The organism is Acidimicrobiia bacterium, from assembly GCA_016650365.1.
GTDB lineage: Bacteria > Actinomycetota > Acidimicrobiia > Spongiisociales > JAENVV01 > JAENVV01.
Window position 1 is genome coordinate 1 of the sequence record JAENVV010000154.1, and the last position, 14,455, is coordinate 14,455.

General features: G+C 61.1%; 18 protein-coding genes. 8 read left to right on the forward strand and 10 right to left on the reverse strand.

Features of this window, described 5'->3' with window-relative positions; genetic code table 11:
• The 5 genes from JJE47_09350 to JJE47_09370 form a co-directional block, all read left to right on the forward strand.
• The coding region (locus tag JJE47_09350; protein MBK5267625.1) for an aminotransferase class III-fold pyridoxal phosphate-dependent enzyme at positions 1 to 429 on the forward strand (429 nt) is incomplete at its 5' end.
• A gap of 7 nt (positions 430 to 436) precedes the next feature.
• On the forward strand, positions 437 to 1,366 hold the full coding sequence (locus JJE47_09355; GenBank protein ID MBK5267626.1) for a 3-keto-5-aminohexanoate cleavage protein: 930 nt from the start codon (positions 437 to 439) through the stop codon (positions 1,364 to 1,366).
• Positions 1,363 to 1,866 (forward strand): GNAT family N-acetyltransferase, encoded by a 504-nt coding sequence (locus tag JJE47_09360; protein ID MBK5267627.1) that lies wholly within the window; start codon positions 1,363 to 1,365, stop codon positions 1,864 to 1,866. The genes JJE47_09355 and JJE47_09360 overlap by 4 nt, the downstream gene beginning before the upstream one ends.
• Entirely contained in the window at positions 1,863 to 2,882 is a 1,020-nt protein-coding gene (locus tag JJE47_09365; GenBank protein ID MBK5267628.1) for a histone deacetylase family protein, read from the forward strand. The genes JJE47_09360 and JJE47_09365 overlap by 4 nt, the downstream gene beginning before the upstream one ends.
• 77 nt (positions 2,883 to 2,959) lie before the next feature.
• A complete protein-coding gene (locus JJE47_09370) occupies positions 2,960 to 3,097 on the forward strand; it encodes a hypothetical protein (protein MBK5267629.1) in 138 nt (45 codons plus the stop codon).
• Between the two features lie 11 nt (positions 3,098 to 3,108).
• Here the strand turns inward: JJE47_09370 and JJE47_09375 are convergent, their stop codons facing one another.
• Genes JJE47_09375 through JJE47_09385 form a run of 3 tightly spaced genes read right to left on the reverse strand, consistent with a single transcriptional unit; the run spans position 3,109 to position 4,290 of the window.
• Entirely contained in the window at positions 3,109 to 3,807 is a 699-nt protein-coding gene (locus JJE47_09375) for an adenylate/guanylate cyclase domain-containing protein (protein MBK5267630.1), read from the reverse strand.
• A gap of 6 nt (positions 3,808 to 3,813) precedes the next feature.
• Positions 3,814 to 3,993, reverse strand: a complete 180-nt coding sequence (locus JJE47_09380) for a hypothetical protein (GenBank protein ID MBK5267631.1) — start codon at positions 3,991 to 3,993, stop codon at positions 3,814 to 3,816.
• A gap of 18 nt (positions 3,994 to 4,011) precedes the next feature.
• On the reverse strand, positions 4,012 to 4,290 hold the full coding sequence (locus JJE47_09385; GenBank protein MBK5267632.1) for a hypothetical protein: 279 nt from the start codon (positions 4,288 to 4,290) through the stop codon (positions 4,012 to 4,014).
• 86 nt (positions 4,291 to 4,376) lie between these two features.
• Here JJE47_09385 and JJE47_09390 point away from each other — a divergent pair, with 86 nt between their 5' ends.
• Both JJE47_09390 and JJE47_09395 read left to right on the forward strand, forming a co-directional pair.
• Entirely contained in the window at positions 4,377 to 5,330 is a 954-nt protein-coding gene (locus JJE47_09390) for a thiamine pyrophosphate-dependent dehydrogenase E1 component subunit alpha (protein ID MBK5267633.1), read from the forward strand.
• Positions 5,327 to 6,352, forward strand: a complete 1,026-nt coding sequence (locus JJE47_09395) for an alpha-ketoacid dehydrogenase subunit beta (protein ID MBK5267634.1) — start codon at positions 5,327 to 5,329, stop codon at positions 6,350 to 6,352. The genes JJE47_09390 and JJE47_09395 overlap by 4 nt, the downstream gene beginning before the upstream one ends.
• Positions 6,353 to 6,364: 12 nt before the next feature.
• Here JJE47_09395 and JJE47_09400 read toward each other — a convergent pair whose 3' ends face one another.
• The 5 genes from JJE47_09400 to JJE47_09420 are packed head-to-tail and all read right to left on the reverse strand — an operon-like array spanning position 6,365 to position 11,848.
• Positions 6,365 to 6,928, reverse strand: a complete 564-nt coding sequence (locus JJE47_09400) for a DUF2238 domain-containing protein (GenBank protein MBK5267635.1) — start codon at positions 6,926 to 6,928, stop codon at positions 6,365 to 6,367.
• A gap of 3 nt (positions 6,929 to 6,931) precedes the next feature.
• Complete coding sequence (locus JJE47_09405; GenBank protein MBK5267636.1) at positions 6,932 to 8,854, reverse strand: S9 family peptidase; 1,923 nt, start codon at positions 8,852 to 8,854, stop codon at positions 6,932 to 6,934.
• Between the two features lie 2 nt (positions 8,855 to 8,856).
• Positions 8,857 to 9,909 carry a succinyl-diaminopimelate desuccinylase gene (gene dapE, locus JJE47_09410; GenBank protein MBK5267637.1) on the reverse strand — a complete coding sequence of 351 codons (1,053 nt, stop codon included), beginning with the start codon at positions 9,907 to 9,909 and terminating at the stop codon, positions 8,857 to 8,859.
• Positions 9,906 to 10,712, reverse strand: a complete 807-nt coding sequence (locus tag JJE47_09415) for a 2,3,4,5-tetrahydropyridine-2,6-dicarboxylate N-succinyltransferase (GenBank protein ID MBK5267638.1) — start codon at positions 10,710 to 10,712, stop codon at positions 9,906 to 9,908. The genes dapE and JJE47_09415 overlap by 4 nt, the downstream gene beginning before the upstream one ends.
• A complete protein-coding gene (locus JJE47_09420) occupies positions 10,694 to 11,848 on the reverse strand; it encodes an aminotransferase class I/II-fold pyridoxal phosphate-dependent enzyme (protein MBK5267639.1) in 1,155 nt (384 codons plus the stop codon). Before JJE47_09420 ends, JJE47_09415 begins: the two co-directional genes overlap by 19 nt.
• Before the next feature lie 61 nt (positions 11,849 to 11,909).
• Between JJE47_09420 and JJE47_09425 the strand changes: the two genes are divergently transcribed.
• Complete coding sequence (locus JJE47_09425; protein MBK5267640.1) at positions 11,910 to 12,347, forward strand: hypothetical protein; 438 nt, start codon at positions 11,910 to 11,912, stop codon at positions 12,345 to 12,347.
• An 11-nt stretch (positions 12,348 to 12,358) separates the two neighbouring features.
• On the opposite strand, the gene JJE47_09430 is transcribed toward JJE47_09425, so the two are convergent.
• Both JJE47_09430 and ligA read right to left on the reverse strand, forming a co-directional pair.
• Positions 12,359 to 13,042, reverse strand: coding sequence for a DUF3105 domain-containing protein (locus JJE47_09430; GenBank protein ID MBK5267641.1), 684 nt, complete (start codon positions 13,040 to 13,042; stop codon positions 12,359 to 12,361).
• Positions 13,039 to 14,455, reverse strand: a 1,417-nt coding sequence (ligA, locus tag JJE47_09435; GenBank protein MBK5267642.1) for an NAD-dependent DNA ligase LigA, incomplete at its 5' end; no start/stop codon positions are given. The genes JJE47_09430 and ligA, both read right to left, overlap by 4 nt.

Below are 14,455 nucleotides of genomic sequence, written 5' to 3' on the forward strand. Positions count from 1 at the left end.
AATCCGCTCGCCTGTTCTGCTGGCCTGGCCGTGCTCAACGAACTGACGCAAAACGGCCTTATCGAGAACGCTGCCGACAAAGGCGCCAAGCTCTCGGCCCGGCTCGTGTCGCTGATGGACCGCTACCCGTTCATCGGTGATGTTCGCGGTAAGGGTTTGTTGTTGGCGTTCGAACTCGTGGCTGACCGCCAGTCGATGGAACCACTTCCTGCCGGGGTGGCCGCACATACGGCGCTGGTCGAGGAGGCGTACAAACGCGGGCTCATTATCTATTCGCGCCGCACAAGGGGCGGGACTGTCGGGGATCACTTCATGGTCTGCCCACCACTGATCGTGACCGACGACCAACTCGACGAAATCATGCAACTGCTGGTTGAGAGCCTGGACGCATTTGCTTCCACTTCCGGCCTGCCCGTGAACGGAAGCTGAGCAAACCATGGCTGAGAAAGTAATCATCACCTGCGCCGTCACCGGCTCGATCCACACGCCCACCATGAGCCCCCACCTGCCGATAACGCCTGAGGAGATCACCACCCAAGCGGTAGCGGCTGCCAACGCCGGTGCAGCCATTCTGCATCTGCATGCTCGTAATCCGGAGACTGGCCAACCAACGGCCGACCCGAATGTGTTCATGCAGTTCCTTCCGCGCATCAAAGAGCAGTGCGACGCCGTCATCAACATCACAACCGGTGGTAGCTCCCTCATGACACTTGATGAGCGGTTGGCCGCCCCGCTGGTTGCCCGGCCTGAAATGGCCTCGCTGAACATGGGTTCGATGAATTTCGGCCTGTTCCCCATGAAGGAACGCTATTCGGATTGGAAGTTCGACTGGGAGCCAAAGCTCCTTGACGCCACCAAAGAAGTCGTGTTCAAAAACACGTTCGCCGACATCGAATCCATTTTTGATCAACTTGGCAACCAGCACGGGACCCGCTTCGAATTCGAGTGTTACGACGTGGGCCAGATCCAGACCTTGGCCTTCTACTTACGCGAAGGACTCATCAAGAAGCCCGTCTTTGTGCAATTCGTACTCGGAGTGCTGGGCGGCATCGACGCCTGCCCCGAAAACCTCATGCACATGAAAGCCACCGCCGATCGACTCCTCGGCGACAACTACCGCTTTTCCGTTCTGGCTGCCGGCCGGCACCAGATCCCGCTTGCCACGATCGGGGCAATCCTCGGTGGCAACGTTCGGGTCGGCCTTGAAGACAGCCTGCTCATCGGTCGGGGCAAGCTGGCCGCCAGCAATGCCGAGCAGGTCGTCAAGATCCGAACGATCCTTGAAGAACTCGGATACGAAATTGCCTCGCCGAGCGAAGCCCGCCAGATGTTGGGCCTGAAGGGACCAGACCAGGTGAACTTTTGAAGGGCGGTGACACCCTCGCTGACCCGGTGATCCGGCCGGCAGTGGCGTCCGATGTTGATGACATACACGCTCTCATCCTGCATCTTGCCGAATCGACCGGTCACACGGGAAAGATCACCAGTACCCCCACCGACTTTCTGCGGTCCGGATTTTCGGAACCAGTGGCGTTCCAGGCGCTCATTGCCGAGCAGGTCGGTCAGGTAATTGGCCTGTCGCTGTTCTTCTACACCTTCTCATCGTGGCGAGGCGAACTGGGCGTGTACATCCAAGATCTGGTCGTTGCCGAACAAGCTCGCGGTTCGGGTCTCGGACGGCGGTTGATCCACGAGACAGCCAGGGTGGCACTCGGGAAAGGCGCCACCCACCTACGATTGTCAGTGGCGACAGACAATGGCATCGCCGTGCAGTTCTATGATCACATCGGCCTCGTGGCGTCAGACGAAGAACGAATCTTCGAGGCCGACGGTCTCGCATTCGCACAGCTCGCGGAGAACCCATGAACGTCATTTTTGCCGAAGAACAAAAGAAGCACTCACCGAAACTGATCCTTTCGTCGGGTGCCAGCGAGGCAAATCCCGAAGTCCCTGAACGTGCCGAGCGCCTGCTGGCGGCGGCCATCGGCAGCGGTCTGACCCTGGAGCGGCCACCCGACTACGGCCTCGACCCGATCTCGGCGGTGCATTCGGCCGAGTATTTGCACTTCCTGCAAAACATCCACACAAGATGGAAGCGGATCCCGGACGCCTCCGAAGACGTCATTCCGAATATTCATCCCGACCGACGCGACTGCGGCTACCCGGCGTCGGCGGTCGGACAGGTTGGCTATCACGTCTTCGACGGGGCGGCCCCCATCACCGCCGACACCTGGGAGAGCGCCAGGTGGAGCGCCAACAGCGCCGTTCACGCCGCCCTTGACGTTATCGGCGGGGCCGATGCCAGCTATGCACTCGCCCGACCCCCGGGCCACCACGCCACGAAAGACCAGGCAGGGGGATTCTGCTACTTGAACAACACCGCCATCGCTGCCCAGGTGCTGCGATCGCAACACCCGCGGGTCGCCATCCTTGACGTCGACGTGCATCATGGCAACGGAACCCAGAACATTTTCTACGACCGCTCGGACGTCTTGACGGTTTCGATACACGCCGATCCGGTCCGCTTCTATCCCTTCTTTTGGGGCTACACCAACGAACGTGGCGAAGGATCCGGCCTCGGCTCCAACCTCAATCTGGCCCTCCCCCGGGGTACCGGCGACGACAACTATCTCAAAGCTCTGGATGGCGCAATCGGTCGAATAGAGGCGTTCACTCCGGGTGCGCTCGTGATCGCCCTGGGCCTCGACGCCCACGAAAAAGACCCGTTTCAGGGTATGACGATCACCACCGAAGGCTTCGGCCGCATTGCTAATCGGATTGCCAAACTCAACCTGCCGACGGTGATGGTGCAAGAAGGCGGCTACCTCACCGACGCGCTCGGCACCAACCTCAGTTCGTTCTTGCACGGTTTCTCCAACTAGTCGCAATGGGGCCAGGTCGCAATGGCGGTCAGCACTAAGCCAGGTTCTCGGGAATCTGCCCGGGTAGATTCGAAGACATGAACGAAACGTTGCGCCTGAATGCCTACCGGTGGATGACACTCACCCGCACGTTCGACGAGACCATGGTGCCGATGTGGAAGCAGGGGCGCGGAATCGGCGGGACCGGCGACGGTCCTGTTACCTCCGGGCACTGATTTCTTGCTGATCACGACGAGACGACATACAGCTGCCAGGAGCCTGGCACGCCTTTCAACTCATAGAGTCCACGATCGTCGAACGTCACATTTGATCCAGTCACAGCATCCTTAACGGTTCCCGACACAAGCACTTCGCCAGGGCCCGCCAGAGCTCCGATTCGGGCACCGATGTGGACAGCAATGCCACCGAGGTCCTCGCCAATGACCTCGCATTCGCCGGAATGGATTCCCGCCCGTACCTCTAGCCCGAGGTCGGGCATAGCCCGACCGATGGCAGTAGCGCATCGAATCGCCCGAGCGGGACTTTTGAAAGTGGACAAGAACCCATCGCCCGTGTGTTTGATCACCCGACCACCAAAATGATCGATCTGGCTTCGAGCAATGTCGTCGTGACGTTTGAGCAGTTTTCGCCATTCGCTGTCGCCAATTCGGGCAGCCAGCTTTGTCGAATCCACAATGTCTGTGAACATGACTGTGGACAGAATCCGGTCAGGCGCAGGCATCGCTTTTCCTTTGGCTCGGAGCGCTTGCCGATAGTCCTCCAGATACGCCGAGGCCTGGGAGAGATAGTCGGGATCGAGTCGTCTCCGGAACATTGAGGAGCTGAAAACCACCGCCCAATCACTAACCGGCAACACATAATCGCCGACGGCGTGGAAGTAGTGGAGCCATCTTTTGAGATGCTCTTCCGACCGGAAGAGGTTCATGCGACTTCAGTTGAACGCCCCGGTCCCTGCCCTCGACGTAGCGAAAGGCGACGGCATGTATCCGACCGCCGTGGCCGGATCGATCTCGAGGACGTCGTTATCTCGGGTCCGAATTCGGATCAGCTCACCACAGTCGAGGCACCGAGACTCAATCAGAACCTCCTGCCCGGGAAAAAGCCAGCGCACGGCCAGCGCTTCCATGCCTCACTGGCCGTACCACTTCTGGACGCCACCGACACTAATCAGATATTGGGTAGGAACGTTGCTAAATGGTGCCCAGGATTCAATATGGTCGGTATCGTGTGCCAACCAGTAGCCCGCAATCGGCGCCGCCGCCACGGCGCCTCGCTGCACCTCACGGGCTTGCTCCATGCTGATGTCGAGGGCGTCCGCGAGTTCACCGTAATGTGGAGCGCGACCGGTTTCCACCAGATGAGCCAGGATCGTGGTAAAAGCTCTTTGGACCAACGAATCTTCGCTCACAGCACTCCTCATCGATCTCCGGCAGTAGGCACCCGCCGGCGTCGGCATCCTACCCGCCAGGGTCGAAGCAAGTAGATTCCGAAGTAATGAACGAAACAATACGCTTGACTGCCTACCGGTGGATGACACTCACCCGCACGTTCGACGAGACCATGGTAGCGATGTGGAAGCAGGGCAGGGGCATCGGCGGCACGTTCTCGGAACGGGGCCATGAAGCGGTTTCGGTTGGGGCGGGCTTGGCCCTCGGTCCCGACGATGTGGTAGCCCCCATGCATCGGGATCTCGGGACGTACCTGCTGCGTGGCATGACCCCGGAGCGAATTTTCGGCAATCTGCTCGGCCGCCAGATGGGCGTGAGTGGTGGGCGAGATTCAAACCTGCACGGATTGGGCGATCTCGATCTGAACATCATCGGATTCATCTCTCACATCCCCCAGGCGATACCGACTGCGCTCGGGGCGGCCATGGCGTTCCGATACCGGGACGAACCGCGGGTAGCGATGACGTTTGTGGGTGACGGCGGATCATGCTCGGGCGCCTTCCACGAATCTCTCAATATGGCAGCGTTGTACAACGCTCCGTTTGTCCTCATCATCGAAAACAACCAGTACGCCTACTCCACACCACTCAGTCAGGAAATGAAAGTCGCTGACATCGCCGGCCGATTGCCGGGATATGGGTTGGCTGCCACCACGGTCGACGGCAACGACGTCGAGGCCGTCCATGCCGCCACCACCGATGCGGTGGAACGAGCTCGGGCAGGAGGCGGCCCTTCGGTCATCGAGGCGCGCACCATGCGTATGCTCGGACATGCCATTCACGACGGGGCCGAATACGTTCCCGAAGCGTTGCTGGCCGAGTGGGAAAGCCGTGACCCGGTTCGCATGTTCCGAACAAGACTCATCAACAGTGGGGTTCCTGAGACGGATCTGGACGCCCTCGACCAGGCGGCGGCCACCGAAATCGCGGCCGCCGTTCGAGTTGCCGAAGCCGCTCCGCTTCCGAACCCCGAATCGGTCAGTGAAGGGGTTTTCGCATGAGCGACAATTTCGGATTCTCCGACACTCTCCAGCACGCCGCGGACGACCGCACGCTGACCTACCTGGAGGCCATCACCGAGGCGTTGTTCGTTGAGATGGATCGTGACGAAAACGTTCTGGTCATGGGCGAAGATGTCGGTGGCGACTTCGGCGGCGCCTTCAAGGTGACCAAAGGTTTGGCTGCCAAGTTCGGAGACCGACGGGTAATCAACACGCCGATTGCCGAGTTGTCGTTCACCGGTATGGCCAACGGGATGGCACTCATGGGACTACGACCGGTCGTCGAAATGCAGTTCGCCGATTTCATCTCGTCAGGATTCGATTCCATTGTCCAGTTCGCCGCCACGTCCCATTACCGGGGCATCGGCAAGGTGCCGTGGGTGATCAGGGCGCCCTCAGATGGGGGAATACGATCCGGGCCGTTCCATAGTCAGAACCCGGAGGCCTGGTTCGTTCACACCCCCGGACTCAAGGTAGTGGCCCCCTCGACTCCCGCCGATGCCAAGGGTTTGCTGGCAGCGGCGATTCGCGACGACAACCCGGTCATCTACTTCGAGGCGAAACCGCTCTATCGGTCGATCAAGGGCGACGTTCCCGGCGGTGAACACGTCACCGAGATCGGGAAGGCTGCCGTTCGGCGGTCGGGAACGGATGTCACCGTCATCGCCTATGGCACTCAGGTCCACACCGCTCTCGAAGCGGCCGAGATTGTGGCGGCGGACGGGATCGATGTTGCGGTCCTCGATCTCAGAACCCTGAAACCACTCGACACCGAAGCAATCCTCGAGGCGGCGATCAAAACCGGAAAAGTCGTCGTCGTCCACGCCGCCAACCGGATGGTCGGTGTGGGAGCCGAGGTAGCCGCGCTGATCGCCGAAGAGGCATTCGAGTCGCTCGACGCCCCGATCATTCGGATTGGAGGGCTCGACACCCCGGTTCCATTTAGTCCACCGCTCGAAGACGCCTACCGTCCCAACGCCGGCAAGATCGAAGCGGCCATCCGAGAACTCGCCGACTACTGATCGGACGGTGACCTAGCCGGAGGATGCCCCCTGGCGGCGCCGGTCTTGGATTATCACGGCTGTGGCGGCGCCGGCGGTGTTGACAACCAGGTCGAGCATGGTGTCTCCGTAATCTCCGACGTTGGCGTTTTCGATGACAATCGAGCCGACAAATTCGACGATCTCCACTAGAGCTCCCAGTCCCGCAGCGATGAGCACCGCAGCCACGGCGATGGCCGGACGACTCGCCCGGCCGGCCGCCCATTTGGCGACAACCTCATAGGCCGCCCAGGCGGCGATAGCGGTGGCCAGTGTGTGGAACGGCTTGTCGTAGCGGATGTCACCGACGAGATGTTTCACGTACAAGGGTTGGCCGTCAATGAGATAGATCCCACCTGCCAGGTTGCCGACCGCCACGGCCACCAGCCACCACAGGCTCGACATCGACAGCTGCACCGAGCGGTGCATGAAGAAGACGGCGATCGCCAGGACAATCGTGATGGGGACGTAGATCCACACGAACGGACTGTCCACTGCCAGGCCATACGCGGTGAAGCCGCCGGTGGCGACGACCAAGGCCCCGACCAGCTTGCCCATTGACTAGCGAACGATCTCGACGGGTGGGATATCGCCGGCCGGCACGAACCCGAACGCCCAGGCGTAGAACGACAACTCGGACTCCAACGCGAGGATCTGATTGGCCGCCACTCGAAATCCGTGCCCCTCGCCGGGGATCGCAACGTACGCGTGCGGGATGCCTTTGTCTTTGAGGGCCGAGACCATCTGCTCGGCCTGATCGGGCGGCACGACCTTATCGTCGAGACCCTGGAGAATGAGCATGGGCGCCGACAGTTGATCAGTGTGATAGACGGGTGATCGCTCGCGATAGAGCGCTTCGGCCTGCGGGTACGGCCCGATCAGTCCGTCAAGGTATCGGGATTCGAACTTGTGGGTGTGCTCAGCGAGCGCCGCGCAGTCGGCCACCCCGAAGTAGGAAGCCCCCGCTGCGAAGACGTCATGAAACGTCAGCGCACACAGGGTCGTGTAGCCGCCGGCGGAACCGCCCCGGATGGTCAACCGATCGGGGTCGACCTCACCCCGGGTCACGAGAAAGTTGGCGGCGGCGATGCAGTCGTCGGTGTCGACGATGCCCCATCGGCCGCCGAGCGCGTTGCGATACGCCCTGCCGTAACCGGTCGAGCCCCGATAGTTCACGTCAACGACACCAAACCCCCGGCTCGTCCAATACTGCTTCTCGAGGCGGAACCCGGCGGTGGTCGCCGAAGTCGGGCCCCCGTGTGACATAACGACTAGCGGCGGCAGATCCCCATTAGGCGCCTCGAAATCAGGATTGGTCGGCGGATAGTAGAAGGCGTGTGCCACCGCATCGTCAGTGGTGGGAAACGTAATCGTTTCTGGCACCGAGAACAGGGCCGGATCGAAATCGACAGACAGTGCCTGTTTGACAATCTCCACTTCGCCGGTATCGACATCGACGCCGAACACCGCATCGGGAAGCGTCGGGCTGCTGCCCACCAGCCAAACCTTGCCGCTTCCAACCGAGATCGATGGGGCCAGGTCGGTTCGGTCAAGCGCAACGCTCCGCATCCCTGCATCGTCAATGACGCCGAGCCGGAACCAACCGTTCTCCTGATAGATGGCGACGATCCCACCGTCCGGGAGGAAGGCGTATCGGCTCATGCCAAACACCCATTGGGGATGGCCGAACTCCATCTCGGCATCGTGCAAGGCGGTGGACAAGCCGTCCGATTCGCGACGGTACAGGTTCCACCAACCAGTCCGATCTGACACAAAGTGGAGAAGACCATCTGCCGACCACTCTGGCTGGAAGATCGATTCCGTGGAATGTCCCGCAACTAGGCGGGCATTGGCGACGGAACCGTCAACCGTCAGATCGGCCACATACAGTTCGGTCCCGTCCCACGGCATACGAGGATGATCCCAAGCCAGCCAGGCGAGCTGGGTTCCATCAGGGCTCACGCGAGGATTGGAGAAAAAGTCATGGCCGGTGACGATCGCCGCCGGTGAAGCGCCGCCGTCGAGCGGAAACACCACCAGTTCGTTCACGGGTTCACGATCGGTCTGGTGAAGTTCGCGAACACAAATGACCAGGTCGCCATGAAACGCAAAATCGGCGTATCGTGCACCGGCGGGAAGATCCGGCTCAGGAGTCAGCGGGACCGGATCAGCCTGGTCGAGGCGGTAGATCCGCTGATCTTCGAAGGAGACAGCCAGGATGATGTCACCGTCGATTCCGATGGCACCGCCACCGTATTCATGAATCCGGGTCCGGGCGTTGAACCCTTCGGGAGTCACGTCGCGCATCGTTCCGTCGGGATCACGCCGAACCAGGGCGGTACGTCCGTTTTCGGTTGGCCGGTTCTCAGCCCAGAAGAGGACGTCGCCGATCATGGCCGCTCCTGCGAGTCCAACTCCTGCTTCGGTCAACAGGCGGGCGGTCAGTGGTGAATCCCAGGCTCCATACGGTGCGATCGTTGTCATAGCTACTCCGTCAGAAACTTGCGGAGGTGACCGAACGCCACTGGCAGATGCTCAATCGGGACCGATTCGGCCAATTGATGAGCCATTGCGACCTCGCCCGGACCGTAATTGATGGCGGCTATTCCATACTCGGCAAGGCGAGCCACGTCGGTCCAGCCCTGTTTGGGCGCTCTGGGGGCCTGGGTGATCGCTGCCAACCGATCCATGTGAGGGTTGTCTTGGGGCACCGGAGCCGCCAGGGCTCGGTCGGTGACCTCTATCTCATCAGCCTCCTCGCAGAACGCCCGCAGGTGTTCTTCGGCTTCCTCAAGACTCAACGTCGGGGGAAATCGGTACGAAACGTTGAACTCGAAGTAGGCCGGGATCACGTTGCGGCTTACTCCGCCTTTGGCAAGGGTTGGGCTCATCACCTCCAGAAAGTCAAGACCGCCATGGTTGGTGGGTTTTGGCTCACGAGCCGCGAACTTGGCGAGCAACGGGGCGGCCTTGGTGATGGCGTTCTCCCCCAGCCACGGTCGGGCGCTATGTGCCGACCGGCCATAGAACTTCACGAGGGCGTTCATGGCTCCGTTGCATCCCAACTCCAGATTGAGGTCGGTTGGTTCGAGCACGATGCCGAACTCAGCGTCGGTGAGGAACGGAACCGCATCAAGGATCGTCCCCAACTGATTGTCGGCGATGGGGCCTTCCTCCTTGTCATAGAAAACCCCGACAACGTCATACGGTCCGTCGATGACAGCCGGATCCTCGAGCAGGTGGATCATTACCGCCACTCCGCTCTTCATGTCGGAAGCGCCAAGGCCGTGGAGTCGCTCGTCGGCGACATAGGCCGCAGGTTGGCCCTGATGGGGAACGGTATCGATGTGGCCGACCAGCAGGATGAGCGGATTCCCGACGCAGCGCCCGACAACGAGCCCGTTACCTATCCGGGTGATCTCATCGTGGGTGTAGGTTGCCGAAAAGCGGCCCTCGATCTCATTGCAAATCTGCTCTTCCTGGCCGATTTCCGATCGAACGTCGACCAACCAGATCAGCGTGTCGAGCAAGTCCGTCATACGCTCACTCCAAAGGTCCGCAAGGCGTCGTTCAAACTTACCTTCTTGTCCGTTTCCTCGGACCGATATCCGATGATGTAGGCGCATTGCAGGTAAGCGGTTCCCCCTTCGAACTCCCGGGGCCGGCTTCCTTGCACGACGACGGCTCGCGCCGGGATCTCGCCACGGTATTCGGTTTTGGCCGATGTCGTCATGTCGTAGATCGGTATCGAAGCGGTCAGGGTCGTATTGGCACCGAGGATGGCTCCATCGCCGATCATGGCACCTTCGGTAACAATGCAGCGACTGCCAATGAACGCACCGTCCCCGATAATGACGGGTCGAGCATTGGGCGGTTCGAGCACCCCACCGATTCCAACCCCTCCGGCGATATGGACGTCTTTTCCGATCTGGGCACACGATCCGACCGTTGCCCAGGTGTCGACCATGGTTCCAGAGCCAACGTACGCGCCAATGTTGACGTATCCGGGCATGACAACCACGCCCGGCTCACAAAAGGCGCCGTACCGCACCGTGCCCGGCGGGACGACCCGCACCCCCTGGGCGGCCAGGTCCGTTTTGGTTGGGATCTTGTCGTAATAGGTGAACGGTCCCGCCTGCATCTCATGGAGTTCGGTCATGCGGAAGTACACCAAGATGGCTTCTTTTATCCACTCATTCACGATCCAGGATCCGTTGGTCTTCTCGGCGACCCGGATCTCGCCCCGATCAAGGAGCGCGATCGTCCGTTCGACGGCCTGGCGGGCGTCGTTGATGAGGGCAGAGTCCGCATAGGCGGCTTCGATTAACTGGCGGTCAGACATTCGGTCACCACTTTCACGGCTGCTTTGCATTCTTCGATCGTCGGTACAAGAGCCAACCGTAGGTAGCCCTCTCCCCCGTGGCCAAATACCCGTCCTGGCGAAACCACCACGTGGGATTCGAGAAGCCGGGCGGCAACCGCCATATCGTCAGTCCCGTCGGGTACCCGCACCCACAGATACAAGCCGGCGCGCGAGGCGATCGCTTCGTACCCAAGGTCCTCGAATACATCTCGCAGAATTGACCGTTTGGTCGCGAACGTTTCTCGTCGGGGTGCCACATGTTCATCATCGGACCACGCCACCTGGGCGGCCGCCTGGACAAATTCGGGGGATGCAGTACCTACCGTCGACCGAAGCGACTTGAGCAGAGAGATCGCCTGGGCGTCGCCGACGATGGCAGCCGCCCGATAGCCGGTCATGCCCGAACGCTTCGACAGGCTCAGGAAGGACAGGACTCCGGTTTGGTTCGCATCGGCGACCTCGAGAATCGACATCGGTGGGGTCCCTTCGTAAAGGTCCACGTAACACTCATCTGCGAACAGCCAGGTGTCCGACATGAGCGCTTTTGCGCTGAATTCGCGTAGATCGGCCTTCGTCATCACCGAACCGGTCGGATTGTGCGGGTTGTTGATCCACACCATGGAAGCCCGTGCCCACACATCATCGGGTACCTGTTCGGCCCGGAACACAAAGTCACCATCAAGGATGACGGTGTGAACGTCGGCTCCGGCCAGGAGGGCACCTCGTTCGTACACCGGATAACCGGGCGTAGCCTGAATGACGATGTCGCCGGCCGATCGATCCACGAAGGCCAGCGGCGTCGAGAAGATCGCCTCCTTGGAACCGGACGTTGGGATGATCTGGGTGTCGGGATCGACCGTGACGCCAAACCGTCGACGTACGTAATCGGCAATCGCCTGGCGGGTCTCTGGCAAACCGGCGGTAGTCGGATACTGGGAGATCTCCGGGATGGCTGCCCGTATCGCCTGGCGGATGGCCGGCGGGGTTGGTTCGCGGGGGTCCCCGATCGAGAAGTCGATGAGGGGTGCTCCGTCGGCGCGAAGCTGGCGAGCTTTGTCTTGAAGTTGGGCCATCGGGTACGAGCCCAGGGCCGCCAAAACCGGGTTGATCCGCATCGCCGCCACGCTAGCCGCCCGCCGACCTGGTTGAGGCCGGACCCCTTTAGACTCGCCGGTGATGACGGACCGACAATATCGCCTTGTGTACATAGGCCTGGCCATGCTGCTTCTAGGTGTGATGGGAATCGGGTGGGCGCTGACCAGCGCCACCACGTCAGAGGCCAGTCGGCCCGAAGTCCTTGAAGGCCTCCGACCCGAGCCCGACAGCCAGGTACCCCGGCAAACCTCAATTGAGGTTGACGTTCCAGTTGATTATCGGGTTGAGATCTGGATCGACTATCGGGGCTCGGGCGACCTGAGCGCCAACTGGGTGCGGGTTCCCGAATCGGAGATCGTCGTCATCGAAGCAACCGGTCAGTACTCATGGCGGCCGTCCGCCCAGGGATCCCTGCTCAGTGAATGGCAGCCCGGACAGCAGCGGGTCCGGATCGTTTGGGACACAAAGCTGGGCATCCCCGACCCGGGTGTCTACGAGTTCTCGTTCCGGGTTGGATAGACACCCCGGATTCAGGCACGGGCAGCTTCGGCCTCGTCGATCTCGAGCGGGCACGGCACCCGCTCGGTCCCCTCGTTGGCATAATCCAACCAGAACTCTTCAATCGCGTCGAGATCGAGATTCGTTAATTGCAGGCGTACGGTCCAGGCCGTGAGCACAATTGGCGTTGCAAGCCCTTCGTAGGGGGCGACGACGATGTGGCTTGCCTTATCCCGCGCGAAACTCTCGAGTACCTCGATATCGGCCGGGTCCCATCCCGGCGTGTATTGAATGATGACGGCACCGTGTTCAAGGGAATGCACCTGGACAGCGTCGGGAATCAGCTGACGATAAATCCCACACTGCGCCCAGGCCGGCGTGTGGGTCCCTGAGGTAGGTGGAACAGAGTTGTACTCCGGCGCGGCGACCGTCCCGTTGATCACACCGGCTGCTTCGGCGTCTGACAGGTGATCGGCTCCGAGATCGGCAAAGGTTTCGATGACGCCTGGCGGGCTGGCCTCTTCTGGAACACTGGTGCCCGGGATGGTGGCGCCAGGTGCTCCCGGGACGAGATCTGACGTACCGGCGTCACCGGAGGCGCTGGTGCCTGGGGGCACGCCGTCAATGTTCATCGTTGTTGTTGTGGTCGCGGTGCCGGCGCACGCCGCAACGACCAAGGCCAGAACGGTGATGAGAACAACCCTGGTTCGTTTCATGATCCGAGCACGCCCGGGCCTTCCAATAGAAGCCGCTCAAAGATAGCCTCGTCGATGACCGGGACTCCGAGCTCCTCGGCTTTGGCGAGTTTTGAACCGGCCGCCGACCCGGCCAGCAACGCCGTCGTCTTTTTGGATACCGAGCTCGTGACCTTGGCGCTGGCCGCTTCGAGCCTGGCTTTGGCTTCGTCGCGGCTCATGCCCTCCAGGGTCCCGGTAATGACGAAGGTCAAGCCTGCCAGAAGATCGCTGGTCCCGCCTTCGGGCTCAGGGTCAGTGAGTCGCACGCCTCCCTTCCGAAACGCCTCGATCAGTTCCCGGTTCTCCGGTTGCGATGCCCATTCAACCCAGGCCGCAGCAATCTTGGGGCCAATGCCCTCCAACCCGGACAGTTCTTCCTCACTCGCGTTCATGAGACGATCGATATCGCGGTAGGTCCTGGCAAATTCCTTTGCCGCCGCCGGTCCGACATGGCGGATCCCGAGTGCGATGATCAGCCGGGCGAGTGGCCGGTCGCGGGCTGCTTCTATGCCGGACATGAGGTTGCTGATCGAGACGTCACCCCAGCCGTCGATGTCGGCGAAGTCATCCCGTTTGAGCATGAAGATCCCGGCCGGACCTTCGATGAGTTGACGGTCGATGAGCAACTGGATGGTTTTGTAGCCCATGCCATCGATGTCCATGGCGGATCGGCCTGCGAAGTACGCCAGCCACTCTCGCAGGCGACTCGGACATACCAGGCCACCTGTGCAGCGGGCGACGGCTTCGCCTTCGGGCTTGACGATGGCGTATCCACAAAATGGGCATTCGGCCGGCATGGTCCATTCGGTCTCGTTGCCCGTGCGAAGCGAGGGAACCGGGCCGACCACCTCAGGGATGACGTCCCCGGCCCGACGGACCACCACCGTGTCACCGATGAGGACCCCTTTGGCCTTTACCTGATCGGCGTTGTGCAGCGTGGCCATGCCGACATTGGCTCCGCCAACAAACACCGGTTCAAGCACGGCGAAGGGAGTCACCGCCCCGGTGCGCCCGACGTTGATGGCGATGTCACGCAAGATGGTGGTCTGTTCCTCGGGTGGGAACTTGTAGGCGATGGCCCAGCGCGGAGCCCTGGCAGTGAATCCGGCCTGCTGCTGGTCCGCCAGGAGGTCGGCTTTGATCACAACTCCATCGGTTTGATAGTCACGGTTGTGTCGACTTTGATCGGCCTCGTTGACGAAGGCTTTGACGCCATCGAGATCAGATACCGATCGGGAGGCTGGATTGACCTTGAACCCGAGCCGACCGAGGTAGTCCATCGACTCCGTGTGCGTCTGGAGGTCAGGGCCTCGCCGAATCACTCCAATCTGATAGACCCAGATCGATAACTTGCGGGCGGCGGTCATCGCCGGGTCCTTCTGCCGGACCGAC

Bases quoted from the DNA above. Each gene is read 5' to 3' on its own strand.
- JJE47_09355 (MBK5267626.1), top strand. From the start codon at position 437: ATGGCTGAGAAAGTAATCATCACCTGCGCCGTCACCGGCTCGATCCAC.
- JJE47_09365 (MBK5267628.1), top strand. From the start codon at position 1,863: ATGAACGTCATTTTTGCCGAAGAACAAAAGAAGCACTCACCGAAACTG.
- JJE47_09370 (MBK5267629.1), top strand. From the start codon at position 2,960: ATGAACGAAACGTTGCGCCTGAATGCCTACCGGTGGATGACACTCACC.
- JJE47_09375 (MBK5267630.1), bottom strand. From the start codon at position 3,807: ATGAACCTCTTCCGGTCGGAAGAGCATCTCAAAAGATGGCTCCACTAC.
- JJE47_09390 (MBK5267633.1), top strand. From the start codon at position 4,377: ATGAACGAAACAATACGCTTGACTGCCTACCGGTGGATGACACTCACC.
- JJE47_09395 (MBK5267634.1), top strand. From the start codon at position 5,327: ATGAGCGACAATTTCGGATTCTCCGACACTCTCCAGCACGCCGCGGAC.
- JJE47_09400 (MBK5267635.1), bottom strand. From the start codon at position 6,928: ATGGGCAAGCTGGTCGGGGCCTTGGTCGTCGCCACCGGCGGCTTCACC.
- JJE47_09405 (MBK5267636.1), bottom strand. From the start codon at position 8,854: ATGACAACGATCGCACCGTATGGAGCCTGGGATTCACCACTGACCGCC.
- dapE (MBK5267637.1), bottom strand. From the start codon at position 9,909: ATGACGGACTTGCTCGACACGCTGATCTGGTTGGTCGACGTTCGATCG.
- JJE47_09415 (MBK5267638.1), bottom strand. From the start codon at position 10,712: ATGTCTGACCGCCAGTTAATCGAAGCCGCCTATGCGGACTCTGCCCTC.
- JJE47_09420 (MBK5267639.1), bottom strand. From the start codon at position 11,848: ATGCGGATCAACCCGGTTTTGGCGGCCCTGGGCTCGTACCCGATGGCC.
- JJE47_09425 (MBK5267640.1), top strand. From the start codon at position 11,910: ATGACGGACCGACAATATCGCCTTGTGTACATAGGCCTGGCCATGCTG.
- JJE47_09430 (MBK5267641.1), bottom strand. From the start codon at position 13,042: ATGAAACGAACCAGGGTTGTTCTCATCACCGTTCTGGCCTTGGTCGTT.